The 24,544-nt window shown below is 59.9% G+C and carries 20 protein-coding genes and 3 pseudogenes; 17 read left to right on the top strand and 6 right to left on the bottom strand.

Annotated features, from left to right (window positions below; genetic code table 11):
* Position 1 precedes the first annotated feature (1 nt).
* The 8 genes and pseudogenes from RM192_RS19990 (at position 2) to RM192_RS20085 (ending at position 8,040) form a co-directional block, all read left to right on the top strand.
* A complete protein-coding gene (locus tag RM192_RS19990; RefSeq protein ID WP_311509244.1) occupies positions 2 to 967 on the top strand; it encodes a fumarylacetoacetate hydrolase family protein in 966 nt (321 codons plus the stop codon).
* A pseudogene (pobA, locus tag RM192_RS19985) lies at positions 964 to 2,133 on the top strand (4-hydroxybenzoate 3-monooxygenase). The gene RM192_RS19990 and the pseudogene pobA overlap by 4 nt, the downstream one beginning before the upstream one ends.
* A 27-nt stretch (positions 2,134 to 2,160) precedes the next feature.
* Complete coding sequence (locus RM192_RS19980; protein ID WP_311509243.1) at positions 2,161 to 3,273, top strand: S-(hydroxymethyl)glutathione dehydrogenase/class III alcohol dehydrogenase; 1,113 nt, start codon at positions 2,161 to 2,163, stop codon at positions 3,271 to 3,273.
* The gene (gene fghA, locus RM192_RS19975) at positions 3,273 to 4,106 is read left to right on the top strand and encodes an S-formylglutathione hydrolase (protein ID WP_311509242.1); all 834 of its coding nucleotides are present in this window, start codon (positions 3,273 to 3,275) and stop codon (positions 4,104 to 4,106) included. Before RM192_RS19980 ends, fghA begins: the two co-directional genes overlap by 1 nt.
* A gap of 189 nt (positions 4,107 to 4,295) precedes the next feature.
* Positions 4,296 to 5,963: a family 43 glycosylhydrolase gene (locus RM192_RS19970; protein ID WP_311509241.1), complete on the top strand. Its 1,668-nt coding sequence runs from the start codon at positions 4,296 to 4,298 to the stop codon at positions 5,961 to 5,963.
* 496 nt (positions 5,964 to 6,459) lie between these two features.
* The gene (locus RM192_RS19965; protein WP_311509239.1) at positions 6,460 to 7,392 is read left to right on the top strand and encodes a lytic transglycosylase domain-containing protein; all 933 of its coding nucleotides are present in this window, start codon (positions 6,460 to 6,462) and stop codon (positions 7,390 to 7,392) included.
* A 126-nt stretch (positions 7,393 to 7,518) separates the two neighbouring features.
* Positions 7,519 to 7,934 (top strand): annotated as a pseudogene (locus tag RM192_RS19955) (transposase); the annotation flags it as partial.
* Positions 7,855 to 8,040 carry a transposase gene (locus RM192_RS20085; protein ID WP_409233847.1) on the top strand — a complete coding sequence of 62 codons (186 nt, stop codon included), beginning with the start codon at positions 7,855 to 7,857 and terminating at the stop codon, positions 8,038 to 8,040. The pseudogene RM192_RS19955 and the gene RM192_RS20085, both read left to right, overlap by 80 nt.
* 168 nt (positions 8,041 to 8,208) lie before the next feature.
* Here the strand turns inward: RM192_RS20085 and RM192_RS19950 are convergent, their stop codons facing one another.
* Positions 8,209 to 9,822, bottom strand: coding sequence for a bifunctional 3-(3-hydroxy-phenyl)propionate/3-hydroxycinnamic acid hydroxylase (locus tag RM192_RS19950; RefSeq protein WP_311509489.1), 1,614 nt, complete (start codon positions 9,820 to 9,822; stop codon positions 8,209 to 8,211).
* 236 nt (positions 9,823 to 10,058) lie between these two features.
* On the opposite strand from RM192_RS19950, the gene RM192_RS19945 reads away from it, so the two are divergent.
* Positions 10,059 to 11,621 carry an ISL3 family transposase gene (locus RM192_RS19945; protein WP_311509488.1) on the top strand — a complete coding sequence of 521 codons (1,563 nt, stop codon included), beginning with the start codon at positions 10,059 to 10,061 and terminating at the stop codon, positions 11,619 to 11,621.
* A 233-nt stretch (positions 11,622 to 11,854) separates the two neighbouring features.
* Here RM192_RS19945 and RM192_RS19940 read toward each other — a convergent pair.
* Both RM192_RS19940 and RM192_RS19935 read right to left on the bottom strand, forming a co-directional pair.
* Positions 11,855 to 12,217 (bottom strand): annotated as a pseudogene (locus RM192_RS19940) (IS630 family transposase); the annotation flags it as partial.
* A gap of 90 nt (positions 12,218 to 12,307) precedes the next feature.
* A complete protein-coding gene (locus RM192_RS19935) occupies positions 12,308 to 13,510 on the bottom strand; it encodes a cytochrome P450 (RefSeq protein WP_311509487.1) in 1,203 nt (400 codons plus the stop codon).
* 158 nt (positions 13,511 to 13,668) lie between these two features.
* Between RM192_RS19935 and RM192_RS19930 the strand changes: the two genes are divergently transcribed.
* The gene (locus RM192_RS19930; protein WP_311509485.1) at positions 13,669 to 14,217 is read left to right on the top strand and encodes a MarR family transcriptional regulator; all 549 of its coding nucleotides are present in this window, start codon (positions 13,669 to 13,671) and stop codon (positions 14,215 to 14,217) included.
* 4 nt (positions 14,218 to 14,221) lie between these two features.
* Here the strand turns inward: RM192_RS19930 and RM192_RS19925 are convergent, their stop codons facing one another.
* Together RM192_RS19925 and RM192_RS19920 are read right to left on the bottom strand one after the other, a co-directional pair.
* Complete coding sequence (locus tag RM192_RS19925) at positions 14,222 to 14,800, bottom strand: NAD(P)H-dependent oxidoreductase (RefSeq protein WP_311509483.1); 579 nt, start codon at positions 14,798 to 14,800, stop codon at positions 14,222 to 14,224.
* An 85-nt stretch (positions 14,801 to 14,885) separates the two neighbouring features.
* The gene (locus RM192_RS19920) at positions 14,886 to 15,521 is read right to left on the bottom strand and encodes a TetR family transcriptional regulator (RefSeq protein ID WP_311509482.1); all 636 of its coding nucleotides are present in this window, start codon (positions 15,519 to 15,521) and stop codon (positions 14,886 to 14,888) included.
* Positions 15,522 to 15,643: 122 nt separating this feature from the next.
* Here RM192_RS19920 and RM192_RS19915 point away from each other — a divergent pair, with 122 nt between their 5' ends.
* The 7 genes from RM192_RS19915 (at position 15,644) to RM192_RS19885 (ending at position 21,582) form a co-directional block, all read left to right on the top strand.
* Positions 15,644 to 16,714 (top strand): aromatic ring-hydroxylating dioxygenase subunit alpha, encoded by a 1,071-nt coding sequence (locus RM192_RS19915; RefSeq protein WP_311509481.1) that lies wholly within the window; start codon positions 15,644 to 15,646, stop codon positions 16,712 to 16,714.
* Positions 16,715 to 16,804: 90 nt separating this feature from the next.
* Complete coding sequence (locus RM192_RS19910) at positions 16,805 to 17,428, top strand: RraA family protein (protein ID WP_311509480.1); 624 nt, start codon at positions 16,805 to 16,807, stop codon at positions 17,426 to 17,428.
* A gap of 109 nt (positions 17,429 to 17,537) precedes the next feature.
* Positions 17,538 to 18,455: a VOC family protein gene (locus tag RM192_RS19905; protein WP_311509478.1), complete on the top strand. Its 918-nt coding sequence runs from the start codon at positions 17,538 to 17,540 to the stop codon at positions 18,453 to 18,455.
* A gap of 87 nt (positions 18,456 to 18,542) precedes the next feature.
* Entirely contained in the window at positions 18,543 to 18,881 is a 339-nt protein-coding gene (locus RM192_RS19900) for an NIPSNAP family protein (protein WP_311509476.1), read from the top strand.
* Positions 18,882 to 19,022: 141 nt separating this feature from the next.
* Positions 19,023 to 19,949 carry an NAD(P)H-binding protein gene (locus tag RM192_RS19895; RefSeq protein WP_311509474.1) on the top strand — a complete coding sequence of 309 codons (927 nt, stop codon included), beginning with the start codon at positions 19,023 to 19,025 and terminating at the stop codon, positions 19,947 to 19,949.
* Between the two features lie 75 nt (positions 19,950 to 20,024).
* Positions 20,025 to 20,534 (top strand): hypothetical protein, encoded by a 510-nt coding sequence (locus tag RM192_RS19890; RefSeq protein WP_311509472.1) that lies wholly within the window; start codon positions 20,025 to 20,027, stop codon positions 20,532 to 20,534.
* 28 nt (positions 20,535 to 20,562) lie between these two features.
* On the top strand, positions 20,563 to 21,582 hold the full coding sequence (locus RM192_RS19885; protein ID WP_311509471.1) for an aromatic ring-hydroxylating dioxygenase subunit alpha: 1,020 nt from the start codon (positions 20,563 to 20,565) through the stop codon (positions 21,580 to 21,582).
* A 532-nt stretch (positions 21,583 to 22,114) separates the two neighbouring features.
* Here RM192_RS19885 and RM192_RS19880 read toward each other — a convergent pair.
* A complete protein-coding gene (locus RM192_RS19880; RefSeq protein WP_311509470.1) occupies positions 22,115 to 24,460 on the bottom strand; it encodes a TonB-dependent receptor domain-containing protein in 2,346 nt (781 codons plus the stop codon).
* Between the last annotated feature and the right edge of the window lie 84 nt (positions 24,461 to 24,544).

Genomic DNA, 24,544 nt, shown 5'->3' with positions numbered 1-24,544 from the left:
GATGCGTTTGGCAACCTATGACAACGGCCTTCCCGATGGCGAATTGATCGTAGTCTCGGGCGATGGCGAACGATCTATGTCAGCCGGTCCGAAGTGGCCCAGCCTGCTAACGGCAATCGAGAGCTGGTCCGATGCCCTGCCGGATCTCCGCAGCCTTGCCGACAGGCTCGAGGCCGGTGACGGCGAGGCCGTCGTCAGCGAGAAACTTCGCGCTCCGCTGCCTCGATCATGGCAATGGCTCGACGGCTCGGCCTTCGTGACCCACGGCGAGTTGATGCAGGTCGCCTTCGGCATCGACCCGATCGATCGCGCGCGGCCGCTGATGTACCAAGGCATGTCGGATCGTTTTCTCGGCCCGGTTGAGCCCGCTGCTTTTCCCAGTGAGGCTGACGGCATCGACTTCGAAGGTGAATTCGGCGTGATCGTCGATTTCGTGCCGATGGGCACCAGCGTGGAGCAGGCGGCAGGATACATCCGGTTGGTGGTGCAGATCAACGACTGGTCGCTGCGCACGATCGCGCCTGTGGAGATGAAGACAGGTTTCGGCTGGGTCCAGGCAAAGCCCGCATGTTCGATGGCACCGTTCGCCGTGACACCCGATTACCTGGGTGAGCACTGGCAGAACGGGCGTGTGTGCCTTGACCTTCTGGTCGAGCGTGGCGGAGAGCGTTTTGGGTTCGTCAATGGCGGTGAGATGGCATTCTCCTTTGCCGAATTGGTCGCTCATGCGGCTCGCACACGCGATCTTGTCGCCGGTACGGTGATTGGCTCGGGCACGGTTTCCAATGCGCAGTACGCGTCGCGCGGTTCCGCCTGCATCTCGGAACGTCGCGCAATCGAAATCATCGCAGCCGGTGCGCCGAGCACGCCGTTTCTGCAATTTGGCGAGACGATCCGCATGGTTGGCCAATGCTCTGACGGCGCAGCGCCCTTCGGCGCCATAGTGCAGGAAGTCGCACGAGCATGAAGACTCAGGTTGCGATCATCGGGGCCGGACCGGCCGGTTTGATGCTCGGCCATCTGCTCCGCGCGGAAGGCGTGGACTGCGTGGTGCTCGAGCGGCAGACCCCTGACTATGTCCTCGGTCGCATCCGCGCCGGCGTGCTCGAGCAGATTACCGTCAGCCTGATGGAGCGCCTCGGCCTCGACGCACGGCTCAAGGCCGAGGGGCTAGTCGAAGCGGGATTCAACCTCGCCGACGGCGAACGCCTGATCCGCATCGACTGTGAAGCGCTGACTGGCAAGACGGTGGTGGTCTACGGCCAGACCGAGATCACCCGCGACCTGATGAACGCGGCGCCCGCGCGCGGACTGGAGGTCATCTACGGCGTTGTCGACGTGGCGCTGCACGACATCGAGAGTGACGCGCGCTACGTCACCTACACCAAGGACGGCGCCGCGCAGCGCATCGACGTGCGCTTCATCGCCGGATGCGATGGGTTCCACGGGCCGAGCCGCAAGGCAATCCCCGCAAGCGTCGCGCGCGAGTTCGAGCGGGTCTATCCGTTCGGCTGGCTCGGCATCCTCGTCGATGTCCCGCCTTGCCACTCCGAGCTGATCTACGCCAACCACGAGCACGGCTTCGCGCTCGCCTCGATGCGCAGCAAGACCCGCAGCCGCTACTACATCGACGTGCCGCTGACCGAGAAGGTCGAAGACTGGCCGGACGAGCGCATCTGGGACGAGCTCGCCATCCGCCTTGGCCCCGAACCCGCTGCCAACATCACTCGTGGGCGGTCGATCGAGAAGTCGATCGCGCCGCTGCGGTCCTACGTGTTCGAGCCGATGCGCCACGGCAACATGCTTTTGTGAGGTGACGCTGCGCACATCGTGCCCCCGACCGGAGCCAAGGGTCTCAACCTTGCCGCAAGCGACGTGCACTACGCCGCCGAGGCGCTCACCGCTTTCTTCAGGCGCGGCGAAGCGGATGGAATCGCCGGTTACTCGGCCAAGGCCCTCGCCCGGGTATGGAAGTCCGAGCGGTTCAGTTGGTCGCTGACCAAACTGATGCACCGCTTTCCCGAGGACGGCCCGTTCGAGCGGGCGATGCAGGTCGCCGAGCTCGAATACATCGCCTCCAGCCGCGCCGCCCAGACCAGCATTGCCGAGAATTATGTCGGACTGCCGGTTTAATCTGCGCTTGTTAGACAGGAATCCATCATGAAGACCCGCGCCGCCGTTGCCTTTGCCGCCAAGCAGCCGCTTGAGATTGTCGAGCTTGATCTCGAAGGGCCCAGGGCGGGTGAAGTGCTGGTCGAGATTATGGCAACCGGGATCTGCCACACCGATGCCTACACGCTCGACGGACTGGACAGCGAGGGCTTGTTCCCCTCGGTGCTCGGTCATGAAGGCGCCGGGATCGTACGCGAGGTCGGGGTCGGGGTAACCAGCGTCAAGCCCGGCGATCACGTGATCCCGCTTTACACGCCCGAATGCCGGCAGTGTAAGTCGTGCCTGAGCGGCAAGACCAACCTGTGCACCGCGATCCGCGCCACACAGGGGCAGGGGCTGATGCCCGATGGCACCAGCCGCTTTTCCTACAAGGGCCAGACCATCTTCCACTACATGGGCTGCAGCACTTTCTCGAACTTCACCGTGCTGCCCGAGATTGCCGTTGCGAAAATCCGTGACGACGCGCCGTTTCAGACGAGCTGCTACATCGGCTGCGGCGTGACCACAGGGGTCGGCGCGGTGATCAATACTGCCAATGTGCAGGTGGGCGACAATGTCGTGGTCTTCGGGCTCGGCGGCATCGGCCTCAACGTCATCCAGGGCGCGAGGTTGGCGGGTGCGGCCAAGATCATCGGCGTCGATCTCAACCCCGACCGCGAGGAATGGGGCCGCAAGTTCGGCATGACCGACTTCCTCAACTCGCGCGGGCTGAGCCGTGAAGACACCGTGGCGAAGATCGTCGCCATGACCGACGGCGGCGCGGACTATACCTTCGACGCCACCGGCAACACCGAAGTCATGCGGACTGCGCTCGAAGCGTGTCACCGCGGTTGGGGCACCTCGATCATCATTGGCGTGGCCGAAGCCGGCAAGGAAATTGCCACCCGCCCGTTCCAGCTCGTCACCGGGCGCAACTGGCGCGGCACGGCGTTCGGCGGGGCCAAGGGCCGCACTGACGTACCCAAGATCGTCGACATGTACATGACCGGTAAGATCGAAATCGACCCGATGATCACGCACGTCATGGGGTTGGAGGAAATCAACACCGCCTTCGACCTGATGCACGCGGGCAAGTCGATCCGTTCGGTCGTGGTGTTCTGATGGAACAGGTTTCGGCCTGGAAGAGCCACGGCGGCATGCAGGGCGTCTATACGCACCAGTCCGCGCAAACGGGCACGCCCATGACCTTTTCGGTCTTCGTGCCGGATCATACCCCAGGCGCGAAGCTGCCGGTGCTGTGGTATCTTTCAGGCCTGACCTGCACCCATGCCAACGTAACCGAAAAGGGCGAATTCCGCGCCGCCTGCGCCGAAGTGGGGATTGTCTTCGTCGCGCCCGACACCAGCCCGCGCGGCGATGACGTGCCGGACGACGAAGGCTATGATTTCGGCAAGGGCGCCGGCTTCTATGTCGATGCCACGCAGGAGCTTTGGGCGCGGAACTTTCGCATGCGCAGCTATATCGAGCACGAATTGCCGGCACTTGTTGCCGGTAATTTCCCGGTCGATCTGGACCGGCAGGGGATCACCGGCCACTCGATGGGAGGTCACGGCGCACTCACCATCGCCCTGCGCAATCCCGGCCGCTTCCGCTCGGTCAGCGCCTTTTCACCCATTGTCGCACCACTGGAATGCCCGTGGGGCGAAAAGGCGCTCGGCGGCTATCTCGGGCCGGACCGCACGGCCTGGCGGGAATATGACGCCTGCGCTCTGATCGCCGATGGCGCGCGGGTGCCTGAACTGCTGGTCGACCAGGGGGATGCGGACAGCTTCCTTGAAGTCCAGCTCAAGACGGATTTGCTAGTCCGCGCGACGCAGGACGCCGGAATTTCCGCGACGATCCGCATGCAGCCGGGCTATGACCACTCATATTACTTCATTTCGACCTTCATGGCTGAACATGTGAAGTGGCATGCCGCCAGAATGAAAATTTAGTGCCCTGCACCATTGGAATGTCGCGACACGCTCCTGGGAGTTAGGCGCCAGCATCTTCGGCATATGGGCCGGCAATAGTTCGAACGCAGCAGTTCACGCGACCGTCATCGTCGACCGCGTATCACGCGCTGCGCCCACATCGGCCGTGTCGACAATAAGATCTGGCCACTGATAATCGAGGAGACAGTCGTGTCGATACCTGAAAGCACCCGCCGCGAAGTGCTCTCACTGGCAATGGCAGGGGCGGCTGCCACTTCCTTGCCGATAGGTAATGGCGCTGCCCTGGCAAAGGGCGCTCCCGACAGGGTCACGCCGAAACGGGCTTTTCCGTGGAAGCGTGGAATCGAAGGGCAGCGCAGGGCAGATCTTGGCAATGGGACCTACCTCAATCCCGTCCTGGCAGGCGACCACCCGGATCCCAGCGTGCTGCACGACGGCGACCAGTACTACAAGGTCTCCTCTTCGTTCGAATATTACCCAGGGCTATTAATCTGGCAATCAGCCGACTTGGTGAACTGGACGCCGATTGGTCCCGCACTGCAAAGGCCGGTCGGTTCGGTTTTCGCACCCGATCTCGTCAAGCACGATGGGCGCTATTTTATTTACTTCCCCGCTCTGAACATCCCGATTGCGGCAAGTTCTCCGCCGCCCGGCCCGCGGCGACCAACGATTTCAGTTATGGTGGTTCACGCGGACCGGATCGAGGGCCCATGGAGCGAACCTGCGGACATGGATATTTTCGACGGCATCGATCCGGGCCACGCGGTAGGCGAAGATGGCAAACGCTATTTGTTTCTCAATGGCGGCAATAGGGTGCCAATCAGTGACGACGGGTTGTCACGCGCCGGACCGACACAGAAGGTGTACGAAGGATGGAAAATTCCTGCCGACTGGGTCATTGAAGGGTTCGAACTCGAGGGACCAAAGATGCTTCGGAGAGGCGAATGGTTCTACATGTTCGCCGCCCAAGGGGGTACAGGTGGTCCGCCTACGGGCCACATGGTCATCGTGGCTCGATCCCGTTCCATTCACGGCCCGTGGGAAAACTGCCCGCATAATCCGATTGTCCGCACTGTTGATCCTGCCGAACCTTGGTGGTCGCGCGGGCATGCAACTCCGATCCTAGGCCCGGGCGGCGACTGGTGGCTTGTCTATCACGGCTATGAAAACGGTTTTCGCACGCTTGGGCGGCAACTTTTGCTGGAACCCTTCACTTGGACAGCCGACGGCTGGCCGTGCGCAATGGGCGGTGATCTTTCTCGCCCATTGCGAAAACCGATGAGCGGTGCCTCGCGGCCGCACGGTACCGCACTATCTGATGACTTTCAGATCAGTGCGTTTGGCACACGGTTGCAATTTTTTGGGCCAGGTGCCGATTACGCAAGTCGCGCAGTGCTCACCGATGGTACACTGGTACTGCAAGGACTGGGCAGCGGGCCGGCGGACGCAGCGCCGCTCGTCCTCAATGCTGGCGAAAGACGGTACGAAGTGGAGGTCGAACTCGAATTAACGGGAGATGCAATTGGCGGCCTGTTGTTGTTCTACAATTCCAAGCTTTTTTGCGGCTTGGGAGCGGACGAGAACCGCCTTCATCAATACAAAACTGGGGTCGAACCTTTTTACCCACCCGCAGGGCCTTCAATGGGGCGAAAAATGCATTTCCGGGTGGTGAATGACGAAAACGTGGCAAGCTTCTACCAAGGCCGCGATGGGCAGACTTGGCAGTTGGTGCGGTCCTACGAGGTGTCGGGCTACAATCATAATATTGGCGACGGCTTCTTAAGCCTCCGGCCTGCGATATTTGCAGCCCGTGAAGGAAGTGTGTCGTTTAGGAGGCTGCAGTACCGCAGCCTATAGGCTGGTGCCCCGCGTATTTTGGGCATCCCGACATTCGAAGGCAGTGGCTAAAAGCGTCCCGATCAAAAACGTGTGGTAGGCCCGTCTGCAAGTGTTTGTATCGGATGATTTGAGCAGTCTGCGAAGATGGATCAGCGCGCCCTGGTCCTCTTAAGAGGGCCGGCACGATGTGCCAAATTGCGCCGTCGCGTTCCAGGGCCCCTGTCGACTGTCAGGACATCTTCTTACATTCTGAGAGTGCGAGGGGTGACCATTGCGGTGGCCTGCGCGCCAAGGACAAACGCCGCGATTCTCAAACTGGGGCGCAAAAAATGGGGCAGGGCTCGCAAAACAGCATTTGAGCATCCCTAGACGGGACAGAGAGTTTTACAATGTTTCGCAGTCGCTGCATTGTGACGAATGTGGACACCGTCTCAGGGGCAGGAACGCTGCCAGCGTTCGCAACATATCGGCCGTTGGGTAGCTGCTTGGCTCGCTTGATGGGTTTACGCCGAGATTGACTCTGCTTTCCATCTTTGATTTTCTGATCATGCGCATTCTCGATCAGATCGGCACATCACCTTGGAAGGGGTGTGTCGTGATTTCATTCAAATGTAGTTCGATCTTCGCGGCCGCAATGATCTGCGCCTCCGCTGCGAAAGCCAGAGAAGTTGATCTTGTGCGTTTTTCTCCGATCGGGGTTGTCGCCAGTAATGAGCAGGGAACTGTTGGAGCCGCATTAAGCGCCCACTTTGATCGGTTGGTTGAGTCGGGCGATGCGCCCGGGATCAGCCAGGGAACTTACGCTACTGGCGGGAACCGCCTCTCTGACGTTTTCGAACTGACACTTCAGGGAATTTCAGCGCCTTCCACACCTATGTTGTGCCCTCAGAATGGGTATCGCCCAACCTGGTGGCTAGCTCCCGAGGTGGAGAACAGACGAGTAGCCTATTTTTCAGCAATGTCCGCGATCGCTTGCGAAAACGGCCTTCCTGAAGGTCTGCTGGACGCAGTCATCGCCCAGGAGTCAGGATATAAGGCTTGGGCACTAAGCGGGGCCGGGGCGATGGGGATGATGCAGGTCATGCCGGGGACAGCGAGAAATCTAGAGCTCAAAAACCCTTGGGACGCACTTGCCAACATGAGGGCAGGAGCACGGTATCTTCGACAGCAACTTGACCGCTTTGGGCGCGTTGATCTGGCTTTAGCTGCGTACAATGCTGGGCCCGAACGGCGCTCCCTTTCGCTGGGCAGCATACCTGCAATTTCGGAAACCCGAAATTACGTGAAGGCCATCACAACCAACTGGGTCCGACTTACTAAACTTGGGAGCCCAGATCCGGCCGTTGCTGCAAGGGCTGCAGCGGCCGACATCGCAGTACGAGCCTCAGGCTACCGCGAGGTGGATCTCATAACTTACGAAGGCATAAATGCGGCAAATCCGATATAATGCGCATAGAGGATAGCGATGGCCAAAATGCTTGGAAACCCGCACAGATAGCTCAGCTGGAAATGCAGCCAAACCTTCGGAAACCATAACAACCACCGAAGCGCCGAACCCTTCTGGTCAGCCTTCCTGCGTAAGCTTACGCGCAGGGGCCTGCGCGGCGTGAAGCTGATCCTCTCCGACGCGCACGAAGGCATCAAGGCGGCGGTCTCCAAGCTGCCGTGTGCCAGCTGGCAGCGCTGTTGGGTGCACTTCATGAGGAGCGCGCTGGCTCACGCCGGCAAGAGCGGCAGGGGGTCGTCTCGGCCTTCATCGCCACCGCTTTTGTGCAGGAGACGCCCGAAGCCGCGAACCAGCAGTGGCGCGCCCTTGCCGACCAGATTCGGCCCAAACCGCCCAAGCTGCCGACGCTGATGGACGCCGCCGAGTCCGACGTGCTGGCCTACATGACCTTCCCCAGGGAGCATCGTACCATGGCTCCACTCGACCAACCCGATCGAGCGTCTCAACGGCGAAATCAAGCGCAGGACCGACGTCGTCGGCATCTTCCCCAACGAGGCCCCCAATCCCGGCTTGTCGGCGCGATCCTCATGGAGCAGAGCCACGAACGGGCTGTCCGGCGCGCCCGTTACACGACCCTTGAAACCATAGCACCTGTCAGCGATAATCCGATCATCGTGCTCTCGGCAGTGCCGGGAACATGACCGGCCCTAACCTATCCGGAAATCACGGTGACCACCTCAACCCTCAGCTACACCACGCACTGGGACACCATCAGAAACGCTGATACCGTCTTATCATCGCTCGATGAGCTCCGGTTCAGTGGCATTGCCAACGCCCATCGCTCGGATAAGCATCAACCTTCTTGCGGCTAATATTTTTTGCAATATCCAGCATCATATCAACGAGGAAAGTGCTGTTGGTTGCTGTTCCATAGACGTAGCGGTCTGGCCGGACGATGACTGCTTCTGAGCCTGCTAAATCCAACCAATCTGAAATTTCGCTACCTTTCTCTGAAATACTCGCAAATCGGACTTGACCAGTGGGTTCGTGGTTCAGCGTGAAAATCTTTCCGCCTATGCCTTCCCATGCGGAAAGAGCTTCATCCGGCATTGCTGACAGCAATCCGCTCCGTGCGATTACAACGAATTCTGCATCTACTGCGGAATCCATCAGAACGTAGGCTCCGTCATCGGATGCAATCAATGGCTGGATGAATGGACTGCCTGCCTTCTCACTGTGATCGTCGAGCAGTCCACCGGAGAGGTTAGGGATAAATGCCTGCCTTACGGTTGGGGCTGAACCATCTCGCAACTGACCCTCGAGCAGTTCATCGCGCGCTGCTGCTTTATCGGGATCGAGTTCGCCAATAATCAGTCCGAAATTCTTGGCATGCCGCACGATTTCCGTGACGTGAGGCTTGCGTTCCTGCTCGAACGTGTCGAGTAGTGCCGGATCCGCGCCCCGCCGCAGAACTTGGGCAAGCTTCCAACTGAGATTGGCAGCATCGCGCAACCCGGCGCACAAGCCCTGTGCGAGGAATGGCGGCATCGTGTGCGCCGCATCGCCAGCGATTAGGAGCCGTTCATTTCGCCAACGCTGCGCAACAACGGCCTGGAAGCGATAGACTGCCGATCTCCAGATATCGAGTGCGCTGACATTGACAAAGTCTGCCAGCAAACGATTGACGGCGGCTGGATCGCGGAAAATGGCAGGATCTTCACCTGGCAGAAGTTTGATTTCCCATCGCCGCAGATTGCGAGGGCCGACAACGTAAGTTGCGGGACGTTTCGTTTGGCAGAACTGCGTGGTCTTTGCCGGCAGGTGTGCTTCGCCGACAAGCCAAGCGTCTACGACCACCCACCATTCTGCAAAATCCAGATCTTCAACTTCCAGCCCGGCGGCACTTCGGACAATGCTGTTCGCTCCATCTGCTCCAATCAGGTAGGAGGCGTCAGTATATACGTGTTTGCCGGCTGCATTGGTCCCCTCTACCCGCACACCTGATTCGTCCTGATCGATAGCGGTTACATTGAAGCATCTTTCAGTCGTGATAAAAGGGTTACTGGCCATTGCTTGGGCGAGAGCAAGTTCGAGTTCGGGCTGGATGAACATGACATTTGGGGGCCAGCCCATTTCGAATGGCGGAGCCTTTGGGTCAAATAGTTTAATCAGCTGTCCTTGCTGACCAATAAAATCTGTGCCGGTATGCGGGCTGACGCTGTCGAAAAATGACTGTGGGAGGCGGCAGAATTGCAGGGTGCGGAGCACCTCGTGATCAAGCACGATTGCCCGCGGCTTGTCGAAAATCGCGGCTTCGCGGTCGACGACGCGGACTTTGATACCTTCGCGGCCGAGCAGGCAAGCGATAGTGGCACCGACTGGCCCCATGCCAACGATAACTACGTCATATTTCGTCCTAGAATCAGCCATCCCTAAACACCTTTTTACGATACGGGCCGTTTCGTATATCGTCTGCGCATGGCCAGTGCTAGAGGTTTTTCTGGTTCACCATGCTTTCAGTCAACTTGCGCTCGCTGGTCTGAGTTATTGGCGCGGGGATGTGGACCGGCGTGCAAAAGGGGGTCTGACTCAAATTCCGTGCAGATTTGACATTTCCACGCTGTGTCCGGCCCACTCCAGTGAGGGTCAGAGAGGAGCGCACGTTGATGGCGTCGAAAGCATGGGACAGTAGCCTGCGGCTACCGGGTTTGATCGTGGAAAGCCGGACTGTGATCGACGGCATTGTCGAGATGTCGGGCCGTTTGGCGGCGGCGGGGGCGAACTGCCCTGACTGCGCGATGCCCTCGACGTCGCTCCACAGTCGATACGAGCGCACGCTGACGGATCTGCCGGTCAGTGGCAGCACCGTCAGACTGCGATTGTCGGTTCGACGGTTCCGCTGCACGCACGCGCATTGCCCCCGGCGCACATTCAACGAACCGTTGGCGCCGCCAGTTGGCCAGCGATACGACCGCAGGGTGGGTCGTTGCGACGCGCTGGTGCGTGCGGTGGCGGTCGCGCTGGGCGGTAGGCCGGGTTCGCGCATGATGGCGCGTCTGTCGGCGCCCTGGTCGCGCGACACGATGCTGCGGGTTCTGCGACGCGGGGACCCTGCCGCCGTGCCGCTGCCACCTGCGCGGGTGGTTGGCATCGACGACTTCGCCTGGCGCCGCGGCCACAGCTATGGGAGCATCGTCGTCGATCTCGAACGCCGCGAGGTGATCGACCTGCTGCCCGATCGCCAGCGCGACACGGTCATCGCCTGGCTGCGCCAGAACCCGCAGGTTGAGATCATTTGCCGCGACCGTGGTCCGGGTTATGGCGCGGCCGCCAGCGAAGCGGCGCCGCAGGCGCAGCAGGTCGCCGACCGCTGGCACCTGTTCGAGAACGCCTCGGCAGCATTTCTGGCGGCGGTGCGTTCGGAAATGCCATGTTTGCGGCGCGCGCTGGCGCCGACGGGGCCGGTCGATCCGGCGACCCTGACCCGTGCCGAGCGTATCCAGTGGGATGGCTACCAATTGCGCGAGGCCCTCAACCGCCAGATTATCGATCTGGCCGGGCAACGGGTGCCGATCAAGGTCATGGCACGCACGACCGGCGTGTCGCGCAAGACCATCCGCAAGGTCCTGCGCGGCCAGCGTCACGACACCTTCCGCACGCGCCAGAGTTCGCTTGATGCCTGGTCGCTGACCCTTGACGCCGAATGGAACGCGGGCTGCCGGGTCGGCGCTGAATTGTGGCGGCGGCTGAAGGCATCCGGTTTTGGCGGTTCGTTACGCGTGGTCAGCGAATGGGCGACCCGCCGGCGTCGCGACGAGAAACGCGGCCACATGGGCGGTGCGGGGCTGAGTGCACGGACCATTGCGCGCAGCATGACCACCGAACGCGACACCGGATCAGCACAGACAGCCCTGATCAACGCGGTCATCGAAAAGGCCGTGCCCGCGCTGATCACCGCACGCGAGGCTCTCGATCGCTTCCATGCGATGATGCGCTCGAAGGACAAGGCACGGCTCGATCCGTGGATCGCCATGGCGGCGGATACAAAGCTCGCCGCCTTCGCCGCCGGGGTCGAGGCCGACAAGGATGCCGTTGCCGCGGCGATCTCGACGCCGTGGTCCAGCGGTCAGGTCGAAGGCAAGGTCAACCGCCTCAAGGCCATCAAGCGCCAGATGTACGGGCGCGCAAAAATCGACCTGCTCAAGGCAAGAGTTATGGCGCCAGCATGACCCGAATTGCACGGAATTTGAGTCAGACCCCCGATTGGACGCCGATTGAGACTCATCCACGGTGCCCGAGCGGCATTGCCGTCGCTGGCGCGAAGCGAGAACCGTTGGGACGCTGGTTGACAGGAATGATCGAGCGAGGAGTCGAGCGCAATGCCATCGTCGTTGTGCCGGCCAACAAGCTGGCACGGATCGCATTCACCCATGAGATCGCATACCCTGACGCAGACTGATCAGAGCACTTCAGAATCCCCCTTGCAGACGGGGCGGACCATACGTCTTTTGCTCGTCATGCCCCCACGCCCGAAGAAGCGGTGAAACTCGCCAGGCCCATCTCGGCCAGAGCAGCGCGCAGTTCTTCAATCGAGATGCCCTTGCGCGCGCCAAAGTGCCAAAACACCTTCCGCTCGCTCCTCAACCCGGAGCGACCGGTCGACACTGCCTTGAGCCACGGACGCAAAGCTACCCGTTTTCCGGCGCCGCCATTTCCCCACCGGATCGCTGTCGAGGGCGCAACGCCAAGCCGCGCTGCAACTCAACCCATCGTCAACCGCCGTCAGAAGCCGCGTCCGCAAATCCGTCGAGAGCGGGTGACCCATTCATACCAGCCTCCATCTCCCGCAGGAATTCTGAATCAGATCAGCCCCAAGAGGAATCCCCCGATCGATTCAAAGTGGTCGAAGGCCGCTCTAAACCGGAGAAGCGGGAGTGAAGGAGGCATGACAGTGCAATGGTGCGGCAAAAACACCATCCGAAAAGCTGTATTCCAGTTTGTCTTGGGTCAGCACGATATCGGGCAATCGCGCAAGAAGCGTACGGAAGGCCGTCTTAATCTCAAGCCGGGCAAGCGGAGCGCCTGCGCACACATGGCGGCCCACGCCGAAGCCCAGATGGCCAGGCGTCTGTCGCTCAGGATCAAAACGGTCCGGCTGGTCGAACACGACCGGGTCACGATTTGCTGCGCCGTAGCAAAGGCGCACTGTGGAGTCAGTCGGAATGACCGCCCCGCTGACCTCGACATCAGTAGTGGTGGTACGGTGGAACGCCTGGAATGGTGGGTTAAGCCGAACGGTTTCCTCGATCGCTGCTGCCAACAGGGTATCGTCGCTCATCATCCGCTTGCAAAGATCGGGCCGCTGCATGGTATGAAACAGCAGCGAGCTGAGCGTGGACGACGTCGTTTCATGGCCTGCAGTGAAGAAGCCGACCATGAACATGGCAAGGTCGGCTTCATCCATTCTGCGCCCGTTAAGTTCCGCATTGGCAACGCGCGTAAGGTAGTCGTCTTTTGGATTGGCGCGGCGCTCCATAAGCTCGCCCATCACCAGTCCGCCAAGTTCGGCGATCACTTCCCGCCGCCGGGACGGGTCTTTGCCAAAATCCCCGGAAACCTTGCGGATCTTGTCTACAGAAACACCCGCGACGCCAATGGCGGCGCAGACCCCCAGCACGGGCAGCGGGTGCGCGTAGTCTTCGACAAGATCACACGATCCGCGCCCCGCAAAAACATCGATCAGCCCGTTAGCGATTTCGGTCAGCCGGGGTTCCAGCGCTTTGAGCCGCGCCGGAGCGAAGGCCTCCATATACAGCCGCTTGGCCGCCATATGGTCACGCCCTTCCTGTTCCAGCGCCCATAGCCGTGGCGAGTCCGGGTCTGCGGGGAGGAGAACGCCTTTGGTGGCGGAGGAAAACGATTTGCCGTCCAGCCCGGCAGCTTTCACATCAGGGTAGCGAACGATCGAATAGAACCCGCCGAGCGCTTCGGTATGGTGGACCGGGCATTGACGCATGGTCGCATAATGCGCGTGACACTCTTCCAGACCGGAGAATTCATATGGGCTCTTCGGGAATTCGGGAATTGCTACGGTTGCCTTTGCCGCATCCTTCATCATCGTGTTTCCCCTTTTGCCTGTTCGAGATGACATCGCACCCCCTAGCAGTTAAGCCATCAATTGAAACGTAACGTATCGCAATCAATACCGTTGTCAAGACAACAGATGGGTTGCAATTGATGTAGATTTTCCGCAGCTGCAATTCGAAGGGAAACGGCGTGGCAGGCAGCAAGGAACCAGTCGGTGATCAGGCGGCAAAAGGGCAGCAGCGCTCGCGCTATGATGGGCAGATACCGGTGCGCGTGCGCACCGCATCCGACCTGCTTGAGGATTGCGCCAGACTGATCCTCGATGACGGGACTTTCATCGGTTCGACCGAGCTTCGGATTCTCGGACTTCTGGCCGAACATGAGGGGCTGTCGATCAGCGAGATCAGCCGCAACCTGTTCGTCGACAAGGCATGGATAAGTCGCCGCATCAAACTGCTGGCAGACATGCAACTTGTGCAGCTGGACCGCCACGACATGGATTCCAGACTGCTCCTGGCCCGATTGACCGATGAGGGGCGCAGCCGATTTGCGCGGACCATGCAGTCAGTCACGCCGGTCTATGCCGAAATCGTGGCGGGCATGGACGAGGCCGCCACGATCACACTGCTCGACCGCCTTGAATGCAACCTCAGAAATCTCAACGCCCGCTTGCGCCAGATGCGCAGCGCGGATGCGGGCGAGAGCTCACCTCATCTTTCTAAAGTGTCTGGCCCCTGATGGTTCAAGCCCGCTGGCGGACGGCTTCAAGCAGTTGGTGGACCACCTTGTCGAGGTTTTGCGCGTCCTGTTCGTTCGCCAGATTGCCCTCTGCATCAAATGCCTGATAGGCTGCAGACACTGCGATCATTGCGGGTACAACAGTAGCGCCGACGCCGAGCGCCAGCTTCTGGCGCAGCATCATCAGCGCCCGATAGCCACCGATCGGGCTGGGCGAAGCTGCACCTATCCCGAAGACCGAGCGTTCGAACGCTTCGATCATGCCGCCTTCGTAATGGCGTACACGCGAAAGCCAGTCGATCATGTTCAGGAGCAAAGGACTGGGGAAGGAGTTGTATTCCGGCGTCGCCAGGAAGATCCCGTCGTGCGCGGCGAAAAGAGCATGCAACGCGGTCACCGCATCCGGAATGCCGCGCTCTGAAACGCCTGCATCACAAAGCGGCATGTCGTAATCTTGCAAAGATAATGGCAACGCATCCGCGCCGGCAGCGTTGAATTTCCGGGTGGCGGCGCTCACCAGCGACTGGTTGAACGAACCGTCGCGAGTGGATCCGGCAATGAGAAGAATGCGGGCGCGCGTCATCAGATGAATTCCTTGGCAGTGCGGTGGATTCGGGCTTGCCGATATTACGAAACGATTCGTATCCTTATGCCGCCTGACGGGCAGGTCAACAGCTTGCCGCCGGGTCTTGCGCTATTCGGGTCGCCCACCCGTCTATCAACACGCCAAGAGTGGTGTCGAATATCGAACCAAAGGACAGAGTCTGCCGAAGCTGGGCTGCGTTCGGTCCGTCGGCCAAGCCGCTGAGGCCCAGTACAAAAGCCTGGACGGACAGTGTCATGGCCAATGCCCGGTCGGGTTCGATACCATGATTGCAAAGCGCCGACGCCGCCCATTGGGTCATCACCTTGAGTTCCGGGTCAGTGAAGTCTGTGCTGAGCACTAGACGGGCGCAATCCGGGATTGCCGCCTGCGTACTCCACAATTTCCTGCCGAAGCTGTCCAGCCAATTGCGCCACGAATCGCTCTCGCCCACTTCGTCAAGTTGCCTGCGGAAGAGGCGCAATGTCATTGCGGAAATCAGCCGGGTTTTGGGCCCGGTATGTCGATAGAGCGAAGGCGCCTCCACCCCCAGCCGCTCTGCCAGCTGGCGCATCGTGACAGCGTCCAGCCCCTCGGTGCGAAGGAGTTCAATCGCTTCGTCCAGTATTGCGTCAAGGCTTAGCTTGGCGGGGGCAGGCATCGCATCTCCGATCGTCCGCGCAACGTATTCTTTACCGGTTGCATCGCCACCGATGTACATCTACTGACGAAGGATAACAATGTAAGTCTACGTTTGCGGGGAGGATCCGACAAAGCCCGGACGGCCTCGCAATGCGAACACCGGGAGTATGAGCGTTGTCATCATCCAAAGCACAGGGCCAGTTGGCCCCGCCGCCGCAGGGCGGCCGGAATTACCCTTTGAACTGCTGGTGGGTGGCCGCCCTTGCTGACGAAGTCGGTCAGGAGCCTCTGGCGCGGTGGCTGCTTGATACTCCGGTCGTGCTCTATCGTGGCGCAACAGGAGAAGTCATCGCGCTCGAGGATCGCTGCCCACACCGGCAGGCGCCGCTGTCGGCGGGCAAAGTGGAAGGCGATGTCATAGAATGCCCTTATCACGGGTTCCGCTTCGGACCCGGAGGACGCTGCGTTCATGTGCCGTCAATGGCATCTCCGCCACCGATCCGGGTTGAAAGTTATCCGGTGCGCGAAATCGGTCCGATCGTCTGGATTTATCTGGGAGACCAGCAAAGGATCGACCAGGTGCCTCCGCCGCCGCAGATGGACTGGACGACCGATCCGGCGTTCGTCATGCGCAAGGGCGTGATGCCGATTGCGGCCAACTACCTTTTGCTTAAGGAAAATGTGCTGGACCTGACGCACCTCGGCTATGTGCATGCGGCCAGTTTCGGCATCATGGACTGGGTTAATCCGCCCGAAGTCACCGTCGACGGCGACAGGGTGACTTATACTCAGGATTTCGTTCGCAGCCCGCTTGCTGCAGGCTACGCGATGTCCCTTGGCCTTGCGCCTGGCATGCCGTGGAACCGGCATGGCTTTGGAACTTTTCTGTCCCCGGCTGCGCATGAGAGCGGCACTGTCTTCTTTGATCCCGACCAGCCCGACGTTCCTGGCGGGCAAACTTTCTTTGCGCACCTGACCACACCCGTGGATGCCGGCAATATGCTCTACTTCTTCGTAGCAGCGCGGGATTTTGCCAACGATGCGGCCGCGATGGATCACTTTGCACAAATACTCATGCGTGGTTTCCGCGAAGACGAGGAAATTTTGTCCAAGGTGCAGGCCCTTTCCAGCCGCCAGCCGCGCCGTGGGTCGCGCGGCGAACGCAGCGTAAAGGCCGACGCGGCCGGTGTTGCCGCACGCAGGATCGTCGACCGGTGGATGGCGCGCGAAACCATTGACGACGGAATTGATCGGGCCGCCACACCTGATTGATGCGGAGCACACTTGATACGATACGCTAGGGATCGTATATCCATTTTCTCGGAAGCAGCAGCGGCGATTGCAATGGACTCGACGGACATCGTGACAAGAGAGAAGTTGCAGGCGCTGTCTACCGCCATGCTTTCCGACGCGGTCGGCGGAGCGGGCGTGGCTGCGCCCGGGTTTGTGCGCTACAGCGGTGCTGGCACGAGAGCCGGGCGTGCAGTTACGGCCAGTTGCGCCGAAGGTTCGCTACTTCCCGTTTTCGAAGCGATCGAGTGCGCTGCCGAGGGCGACTTCCTGTGCATTCTCGGACCGGGAAACACCGCTTATCTTGGTGAATTGCTTGCAGCAAACATTGTCAAACGCGGTCTGTCCGGGGCAGTGATTGACGGTTTCGCGCGCGATCGGGAAGCCATATCGAAAATGCCCGCCACGTTCGTGGCAAAAGGACTGACGCCGGTAAATCTGCGCCGCCATATCCCGGGACTGGCCATGCAGCCAATCATTCTGGGCGGGGTCAGCGTATTGCCGGGTGACTGGATCGTCGTCGACGACGATGGCGTCATTGCCATTCCTGCAGACGTTGTAGGCAGCGCGATAGAAAAGGCGCAACTGGCTGGCGTGATCGAACAACGCATCCGCACGCTTATTCTCGAACACGGCATGCCGGTACCCCAGGCAGTGAAAATGGCGCTGACAGAAAGTCGTGATGCAGCCAACTGATTGCTATTTACGATACGACTCGTTTCGGTTATGGTGCGGCAAATGATCGGGGCCGCTGTGCAGCAAGCGTTCTGGCTCTGCATGCAGGCTCTGCGGGAGATGGATGGACATGAATATCACCGGACCGGAAAGCCTGGTTATGGGTGTCGACGACCTCGAAGCGTCGCGCCTGTTTCTCAAACTTTATGGCCTCTCCGAGCTTGAACATGGTGCGCGTGGTGCGTCTTTCGAGGCGCTTGACGGGAGCGGTGTCGAATTGCGCCTGCTGGACGATCCGTCACTGCCCCTTGCCAACGTTCGAGGCCCGACCCTGCGCGCTTCGGTCTGGGGCGTAAAAGGTCAGGCTGACCTCGACGCGCTGGCGGACGAACTGGCCCGTGACCGGCAGGTCAAATGGGCGGACGGCGTTCTACAATCGGTGGACGACGACAATAACGCATTGTTTTTCCGCGTGTCGCAGCGCCGTACCTACGAAGCGCCCGGTTACATCCGCAATGTTCCCGGTCACAAGATGGAGCGTTTCAACCAGCGCGTGAACTTTGAAGAGCACAGTCCGGCGCGCCAACTGGGTCACGTTGTCTACTGGACGAATGATCCCAAGGAGTCGATCAAGTTCTATCGCGACCGGCTTGGTTTCCGGATCACCGATTCCTTCCGCGACAATATGGGGGTTTTTGCACGGGCCCAAGGTCATTCGGACCATCACAGCCTGTTCCTCATGCGCCCCTTCGACGATACCCCTCCCAGCTTCCAGCACGCCGAATTCACGTTCGGCGATGCGCAGGACGTCTTTGCGGGCGGTCATAAACTGCAAAAGGCAGGGTTTGAAACAGCCCGCGGACCGGGCCGGTTCGAACTTGGTTCCAATTGGTACTGGTATTTTAAGTCGCCAATGGGTGGTGCGTTCGAGCTTGGCGCCGACATGGATCAGGCAGACGACAATTGGGTGCCGGGTGAATTCGACCATGCTGGCGTCACAGCCGGTTGGTACTTTGACTACAATACCAAGTGGTCTCGCCAGTCCTGACCCGGCTTTTTGCCGGCCATGCTCCCGCGATGATGGGCAGACCCGGGAGGTACGGCTGTTCTCGGTGTCTCTTCGAAAGATCAGAAAATGTACGTTGAGCAGCGCATCTACACCCTGAAGCCCGGATGCATCGCGCAATATTTCTCGTTGTACGAAACAAAGGGGATGGCTGCCCAGGCGCGGTACCTGCCCAATATGCTGGGCTATTATGCCAGCGAGGTTGGTGACCTGAATGAGGTCATCCACCTGTGGGGCCATGACAGCCTTGATGGGCGCGAAGCAAACCGCGAAAAAATGAGGGCAGATCAGGAGTTCCAGGCTTACTGGCAGGAGGTCCGTCAGATTATCGTGCGCCAGCGGACGCTGATCATGAAGCCAGCGCCGTTCTTCGTCGACAGGCTCGCGCGCATGATGTCGGCGGCCTGAGATTGTCGAAGTCGTGGCGGCGGACCGCAGCGAGATTCAGGCCCGATAGCATCGGCGCAGGCGGTTGGCCGGACGGGAAACGGCACGACCGGGCATGCGGGAATAGCAGGTTCAGAAAATAAAGAGGAAGGATGCGTGTACATGGGCAAGATCGTTATCAGCGGAGCTTCTGGCGACCTTGGTGGCCGAGTGACCAAAGCGTTGTTGAACGAGCAGCCTGACCGCGAATTGACGCTGGTCACCCGCTCTCCAGCCAAACTTGAGCATCTCGCCAGCCCGACGGTTGCGGTGAAGTTTGGCGATTATCAGGATCGGGCGTCGCTCGATGCCGCTTACGCAGGCGGTGACACATTGCTGCTGATCAGCGGCCTCAATCTGGGCCGGCGCGTAGAGGAACACCGAAACGCGATCGAGGCGGCAAAGGCTGCTGGCATCCGGCATATTGTCTATACCTCGGTGCTGGGGGTTCATCCCAACAACCCGGCACTGTCTGCCAAAGACCATTACGCGACTGAACAGGATCTCAGGGCGTCCGGCCTCGGTGTGGTGATCTTGCGTAATTCACTTTATGCTGAAATCGTCACGAACTATGTGATCCACGCCGCTCTGCCATTCGGCGAGTTCAATATGGCAGCCGGTAATGGCAAGCTGTCGCCTGTGTCGAAGCTTGATGTGGTGCGGTGCACTGCACAGTGCCTGAGCAATGCCGAAAAACACGCCGGTGCAGTCTATGAAGTGACGGGGCCGGAACGGTTTACCCTGCACGAAATCGCAGCGATGGCGGCGGATGTTCACGGCCAGCCGATGAAGTATCTCCCGGTGACGCCGGATGAGCGTCTCGCCTTCTTCGACTCCATCGGATATCCGCGCACATACGATCCCGATATGCCGATGTCCGCCGACGGGCATATGTGGGCAAGCGACGAACTGGTGTCTGCCGACTGCGCGTTGGCACAAGGCTATCAGGCAATGCTGACAGACCACGCCCGCATGATCATGGGGCAAGAGCCTGAGTCACTGCGATCGGTTTTCGAACGCTGCAAGGGACTGCGCTACGACCAGTGCTGATGGCCGGCCAACTCCCTGCAAGCTTGCATCAACGATGAACGCCCGGCGTTACACCGGACAGGATGGCAAATTCGGATGACGACGCAGATCGACCGCTATATCCGCACTGAAACACTGTTCAGTATGATCGGTTCAGTGGCGGTTACCGTCATCCTGTTCCATGTGACGTTTGGCATGGCCGGACCGGTGCCAGTGTGGGGAGCAGGAGCGTTCGTGTTCGACTGCTTCCCCCAGGCCTTTTTTACCGGTCTGATCTGCACCATCCTTCCGGGCTTCATAACGCGAAGCCGCGCCCAAACCGGCGGACTGGCCGCCTTGGAGGTGTGCCCGTCAATCGGGAAGGGCGTGACTGCCTTCACCATTATCCGGCGCAGCATTGCAGCAGGTCTCGTTTCGATGGTTGTGGTCGGACCGGGTTCAGCGGCAGTCCTCCAAGCATTGGGGGACAATGCAATTGCGTGGTGGCCGGCCTTGGGCGCGAAAGCATTGATTGCGGCAGCCATCGCCCTGGCCGCAACCCCACTCGGCTTGCGCACTATGTTGCGCGATTTGCAGCACGCCGGTGGCCGGACTGCCGCGCGGTAGAAGTGCCCCCCTTTGCAGGAGTAATGTCATGCCTTTTCTGTGCAATGCTTGGTACGCTGCTGGGTTTGCGGAAGAATTGGCGGCGGGGCCGATAGCAAGAACCATTCTGGACCAGCCGGTCGTTATCATTGATGACGGCAACGGCGGGACAAGCGCACTTTCCGATATGTGCCCGCACCGGTTTGCTCCGCTGAGCATGGGCCGAATAGCGGTTGGCACCTTGACGTGTCCGTATCACGGCATGGTCTTCGATTCTGCCGGGAGCTGCATCCATAACCCTCACGGCAAAGGCGCGCGCCCGGCGGCGCTTCAATTGCGCAATTATCCCGTGCGGCAGCAAGACGGCATCGTGTGGATATGGATGGGCAATCCGTCAAAAGCCGACCAGATTGCCCCCCCCAGTTACGACTTTCTTTCTGCACCGGAAAACACGGTTTTGCGCGGATACCTCAAGGTTGACGCGAACTACGAGCTGGTGACTGACAATCTTCTCGACCTCAGTCATGCAGAATTCCTCCACCCCTTCATCATGCCCGAAGGGACGGCGACTGCGATCAGGTACCGCGCTGAACAAGTCGATAATCGGGTCTCGGCATACCACATCATGCCAGACCAGCCCAACACACCTCTGTTCGAACTTGTGCTTGGGCCTGGCGTTCAACGGATTGACGGATTTGCCAACTCGCATTGGCAGGCGCCGGCCAATCTGATGCTCGAGACTGGCGCAAAGGTGCTGGACGAAGGCGACGGGCGGCTTGTCCTTTTACCGCAAACTCACCTTCTGACGCCGGAAACTGGAACATCCACCCACTATTTCTGGTGCGTTGCACGTGATCGTAACATCGTGGCACCTCAACTTGATGCGATGCTTCATGCGGGGCTTGCCAACGCTTTCGAACATGAAGACGAGCCGATGATCAAGGCCGTACAGCAGCGCATGGCCGGACGTGATTTCTTTGAAATGGGCCCGGCGCTCTTGCCCATGGATGAAGGTTCGGTGCGCGCGCGGCGTGTATTGGCCAAGGCCATTGCGCAAGAGCAGGTCTGACGGTTAACGGACCCCAAACGTGACGCCCGCTTGCGGCGTCCGATTGCCGTAAACTTTTGATCTCGGGGCAGTGCCCTTGCGGCTGCGGTGTGCCAAGCGGCCTCAAGCCGCACGGCTGTGCTTCGGTTGTCAGAATTCCCGCAAGCTCGAAACCCATAGCGGCGGCGTGTGTGAGAAGGCTGTGGCCAGCTTGCACGACAAACCAACCAGTTTCCGGCAAGACGCCGCGCCATGCACGCATGCCGGACAGATGCTGCCGCGCTTCGTTTGGGCAATCGGCACATGCCAGCTCAGCTATGCAAGGCACCGGCACGGCTTGGTCTGAAACAAGACCAGCGGGTTCAAATTTCTTGGGTCAATGACAGCGAGCGTTGCTGTGGTGGGTGACGGTCATTGCTCTGTCCGGGCGCAACTGTATTTCTGGTGTGCCGGGAACAGATCCCGCGCCCTGCTCAGCCACTCTTTCTCAGAAAGAGTGATAAAAAAAGGCGCGCCTTGTGGGGCGCGCCTTCCAATCCAAAGTTGTCGTTTATCAGAACTTGTATCCCATCCGCACGCCGTAGGTGCGCGGAGGACGGAGGTTCTGGATGATATACGAACCCGAGAACGGGTGCGGTGTCGAGAAACCACTAACGGCTTTGTCAGTCAGATTGTTGACATAGCCGGCAATAGTGAAGTGACCGCCCGGCAGTGCATACTGAGCCTGCAGGTCGATAATCAGGTTTTCAGGCTCGCGCATAGCGGGAAGCTGTTCGAAGCCAGTGAACGTCGAGGACTGATAGCGACCATCCGCGTTCAGCGTGATCGTGCCGGAATTGCCAAGATCGATAACTTGTTCGATCCCGCCATTTACCGACCAGACCGGCGCGTTGACAGCGCGGCGACCGTTGCAGTTCACGATGAATGCAGCGCCCGACACAGACACAGGACAGCCGGTGTTTGGCGGGCCGGACTGGATGGGATTGTTGTAGACATAGTCCAGATTGCGGCTGTCGAGATATTGCACGGTTGCCGAAAGCGTCGTTCCGGAAGCGATGAGCGCACGGCTTTCGATCTCGAACCCACGCAAACGGGTCTTGCCGATGTTCTCGGTAACAAATTCGCTGCCGCCCACAGAATTCTGGCGGAAGTGGGATACCTGCTGGTTCTTGTACGTCCACCAGAACAACTCGAGGTTGAGTTGCAGGCGATTATCGAGGAACCGGTTCTTCGAACCCAGAGTGAACGCGTCAATCGTCTCGGGCTGATAAACCGGATTGTCGAGCGAGTTGAAAAATCCGCCTGACTTGAAGCCGGTTTCGTACCCGCCGTAGATCAGCGATTGCGGGGCGGCGTCATATTCAAACCCGACGCGGTAAGTCGCCTTTTTGAAAGTCCGCTTGGGCGTGTTGATCGCGCGCGTGTTGGTCACGATCGCGCCAGACGTTCCCCAAAGCTGGACCGGGATCGCATCGCCGTTTGGCAGGACGAATTGCGACGGAACGGTCGCAACGTTTGGCAGCGGCGGAGTTCCGATGCAGGCAGGGCCGCCGGCAAGGAACGATGGGCAGATGACGACGATGTTATAGGCATCGAGGTACGCTGACTTCTTGTCGACGGTGTAGCGCACGCCGCCGGACAGGCGAAGCGTATCGCTCAACTTGTAGGTAACGCGAACAAAGCCTGCGTAGCTGTCAGTCTTGGACTTGAACGTGCCGTATGCGCTGAACACCTGCTGGTTGAAAGCCGGAGTTTCAGTTGGCCGTTCTGCCAGGAAAAAGCCGCCCAGGATGTAGCTCAGCGGTTTGTCGCTGTCCGATGCATAGCGAGCTTCGATTGAAGTCTGCTTCGCATCCAGGTTGCCCAGGATCGGGAACGAGCTGCCCGCGCTTTCATACCGCAGCTTTGCTTCGCGGTATGCGGGAATGACAGTCAGTGTGCCATCGCCGACATTAAGGTCAGCTTGGGCATACAGGCCCCAGTAGGTGTTGTCGCTGTAGGGCCTGCCGGTGATCGGGGTGAGGAAGCTGCCCGACAGCGGTGCGAATTTCGTCGAAATCACAGCGCCAGCGCGGGGATCGTACATTCCGATGTACTTGTCGCGGTCCAGGCCCTGAACTGTGGCGCCGGGGCCCTTGCCACCAACATGCGAGAAGTCACCGCCGACTGTGAGCTTCAGGTCTTCGGTAGCAGCCGTGGTCAACTGGACGCGGACCGCGCGAAGACGATCATCACCGGTTCCGTCGGTGTAATAGCCGTCACGGTTGGAGAAGGTCGAGGCGACGCGAATTGCGGTGTTTTCACCCAGCGGCGCATTGACCGCCCCGCTGACGCGCACAGCGTCGTAATTGCCATATTCGGCGTTGAGGTAACCGCTCAATTCGCCGATGCGCGGCTTCACCGATATAAGGTTGATCGCCCCGCCAGTGGCATTGCGGCCATAAAGGGTGCCCTGCGGCCCCTTGAGGACTTCGACGCGCTCAAGATCGTAGAAAAGGCCCTGGATTGCTCCGTCGCGCGCCAGTGGCACACCGTCCAGATTGACCGAGACTGCCGAGTCCGTGAGTGAGTTGGCCGTAAACTTGCCGACGCCGCGAACATAGAACTGGGTGGTCGGACCGGACAGGGTGCCGATCTGCAGCGCAGGAGCAACGCGGGTGAGGGCGGTTGTATCGGTAACAGCCGCGCGAGTCAGCGTGTCGGCAGACACGGCAGTGATCGCAATGGCGGCCTTCTGCAGGTTTTCAGCGCGACGTTGCGCCGTGACCACGATTTCCTCGAGACTCGAAGCCGAACCGCCGGCTTCTGGCTGCTCGGCCTGGTCCGCAGCAAAGGCTGTCGCCGATGTCGTAACCAGCACGATTGCTGTCGATAGCTTGCTAAGTGCACGCAAACGCATGTCGCTCCCTCTCCCTGTATGCGGGTGTGCTTTGCACCCCGATCTTAATTACTGCACTTAGTTACTAGACGAAACGTATCGTTG

The sequence above is a fragment of the Novosphingobium sp. MMS21-SN21R genome (genome assembly GCF_031846015.1).
GTDB lineage: Bacteria > Pseudomonadota > Alphaproteobacteria > Sphingomonadales > Sphingomonadaceae > Novosphingobium.
Note: the sequence above shows the minus strand (reverse complement) of the source record. Positions and strands in the feature narration are given on the sequence as shown.